2 rRNA genes are annotated in these 3188 nt (G+C 50.6%); both read right to left on the reverse strand.

From position 1 onward, the window contains the following. A 5S ribosomal RNA gene (gene rrf, locus F5ESL0259_RS08895) occupies positions 1 to 108 on the reverse strand; the annotation flags it as partial. A 70-nt stretch (positions 109 to 178) separates the two neighbouring features. Beyond that, positions 179 to 3088, reverse strand: a 23S ribosomal RNA gene (locus F5ESL0259_RS08900). Positions 3089 to 3188 lie beyond the last annotated feature (100 nt).

The following is a 3188-nucleotide window of genomic DNA, read 5'->3' on the forward strand; positions in this document are numbered from 1 at the left end:
CGTCCTACCCTCGCAGGCAGTCTCCCACCAACTACTCTCGGCGTGAAGAAGCTTAACTGCTGTGTTCGGCATGGTTACAGGTGTTTCCTTCTTGCTCTTGCCACCGTACTTTTCCTTGTGAGCTTTTACACTCAAAACTAAATATAATCCCTAAAAAAACCTTGATTGCCTTTAAGCTTTGGTCAAGTCCTCGACTGATTAGTACTGGTCCGCTCCAAGCCTCACGGCTCTTCCACTCCCAGCCTATCTACCTCTTAGTCTTTGAGGTGTCTTACTACTTACGTATGGGAAATCTCATCTTGAGGGGGGCTTCGCACTTAGATGCTTTCAGCGCTTATCCCGGCCATACTTAGCTACCCAGCGATGCCTTTGGCAAGACAACTGGTACACCAGCGGTATGTCCATCCCGGTCCTCTCGTACTAAGGACAGCTCCTCGCAAATTTCCTACGCCCACGACGGATAGGGACCGAACTGTCTCACGACGTTCTGAACCCAGCTCGCGTGCCGCTTTAATGGGCGAACAGCCCAACCCTTGGGACCGACTTCAGCCCCAGGATGCGACGAGCCGACATCGAGGTGCCAAACCTCCCCGTCGATGTGAACTCTTGGGGGAGATAAGCCTGTTATCCCCAGGGTAGCTTTTATCCGTTGAGTGATGGCCCTTCCATACGGTACCACCAGATCACTAAGCCCGACTTTCGTCCCTGCTCGAGTTGTCGCTCTCGCAGTCAAGCTCCCTTATACCTTTGCACTCTGTGAATGATTTCCAACCATTCTGAGGGAACCTTTGGGCGCCTCCGTTACACTTTAGGAGGCGACCGCCCCAGTCAAACTGCCCGTCTGACACTGTCCCATGCCTCGCTTAGAGGCCCTGGTTAGAGCAGCCATCAAACAAGGGTAGTATCCCAACATTGCCTCTGATAACACTGGCGTGCTATCTTCTCCGGCTCCTACCTATCCTGTACATGTTTAACAGCTGCCCAATATCAAATTGCAGTAAAGCTCCATGGGGTCTTTCCGTCCTGTCGCGGGTAACCCGCATCTTCACGGGTATTATAATTTCACCGAGTCTCTCGTTGAGACAGTGCCCAAATCATTACACCTTTCGTGCAGGTCGGAACTTACCCGACAAGGAATTTCGCTACCTTAGGACCGTTATAGTTACGGCCGCCGTTTACTGGGGCTTCAGTTCGCTGCTTCGCTTACGCTAACAGCTCTCCTTAACCTTCCAGCACCGGGCAGGTGTCAGCCCCTATACGTCGTCTTACGACTTAGCAGAGACCTGTGTTTTTGATAAACAGTTGTTTGGGCCTATTCACTGCGGCTGGCTTTTACACCAGCACCCCTTCTCCCGAAGTTACGGGGCGATTTTGCCGAGTTCCTTAACGAGAGTTCTCTCGCTCACCTGAGTGTTCTCCACTCGACTACCTGTGTCGGTTTGCGGTACGGGTACCTATCTTCTCACTAGAAGCTTTTCTTGGCAGTGTGACGCTTGAACCTTCGCTACTGTAATTTCGCTCCTCATCACGCCTTGTGCTTACCAGTAACAAGCATTTGACTCATTACCACACTTGACGCTTAAACATGGCTTCCAGCGCCATGCGTTCTTTGCCTCCTGCGTCCCTCCTTCGCTGTTAACGAAGATAAGCAGTACAGGAATCTCTACCTGTTCTCCATCGACTACGCCTTTCGGCCTTGCCTTAGGTCCCGACTTACCCTGGGCGGACGAGCCTGCCCCAGGAAACCTTAGTCTTTCGGCGGATAGGATTCTCACCTATCTTGCGCTACTCATACCGGCATTCTCACTTCTAAACGCTCCATTTATCTTCGCAGTTAAACTTCGCCGCATTTAGAACGCTCTCCTACCACGTGCATTACTGCACATCCACAGTTTCGGTACTATGCTTAGCCCCGGTAAATTTTCGGCGCAGCGTCACTCGACTAGTGAGCTATTACGCACTCTTTTAATGATGGCTGCTTCTGAGCCAACATCCTAGTTGTCTACGCAACTCCACATCCTTTTCCACTTAGCATAGATTTGGGGACCTTAACTGGTGATCTGGGCTGTTTCCCTTTCGACTACGGATCTTATCACTCGCAGTCTGACTCCAGTGCCTTGATCTATGGAATTCGCAGTTTATCTGAATTCAGTAACCCCTGACGGGCCCTTCGTCCAAACAGAGCTCTACCTCCATGATCTTTTCTAGCACCAGGCTAGCCCTAAAGCTATTTCGGAGAGAACCAGCTATCTCCAAGTTCGTTTGGAATTTCACCGCTACCCACAACTCATCCCCGCAATTTTTAACTTACGTGGGTTCGGTCCTCCAGTGCGCTTTACCGCACCTTCAACCTGGTCATGGGTAGGTCACTTGGTTTCGGGTCTACATCAACTAACTATCTCGCCCTCTTCAGACTCGCTTTCGCTCCGGCTCCGTCTTTTCTGACTTAACCTCGCTAATTAACGTAACTCGCCGGTTCATTCTACAAAAGGCACGCCATCACCCTTTAATGGGCTTTGACTATTTGTAGGCACACGGTTTCAGGTTCTCTTTCACTCCCCTCCCGGGGTTCTTTTCACCTTTCCCTCACGGTACTGGTTCACTATCGGTCACAATGTAGTATTTAGCCTTGCGAGATGGTCCTCGCTGCTTCAATCGGGATTCCTCGTGTCCCGACCTACTCAGGATCCTGCTCAGCGCGCTTGGGATTTCGCTTACGGGGCTCTCACCCTCTCTGGCTTACCTTCCCAGGTAATTCTGCTATCCTTTGCGCTGCCTTGTCGCAGTCCTACAACCCCAAATGATAAATCATCTGGTTTGGGCTCTTTCCGCTTCGCTCGCCGCTACTAGGGAAATCGATTTTTCTTTCTCTTCCTGCAGCTACTTAGATGTTTCAGTTCACTGCGTCTTGCCCCAGGTGGCTATTGATTCACCACCTGGTAATGCATCTGCATGCATTGGGTTCCCCCATTCGGATATCTCCGGATCTTTGCGTACTTACTGCTCCCCGAAGCCTTTCGTGGTTCGTCACGTCCTTCTTCGCCTCATTGTGCCTAGGCATTCACCGTGCGCCCTTCTTTACTTGACCTTACTCAAGATACTCTCTCGGTCGCTCTTTAGCAATCTGTTCTCTTTTGATTGTTTCTCGGTTTTTCTTGGATTATATTCAGTTTTCAATGTACTAACTC

The organism is Lactobacillus sp. ESL0259 (genome assembly GCF_003693045.1).
GTDB classification, from domain to species: domain Bacteria; phylum Bacillota; class Bacilli; order Lactobacillales; family Lactobacillaceae; genus Lactobacillus; species Lactobacillus melliventris.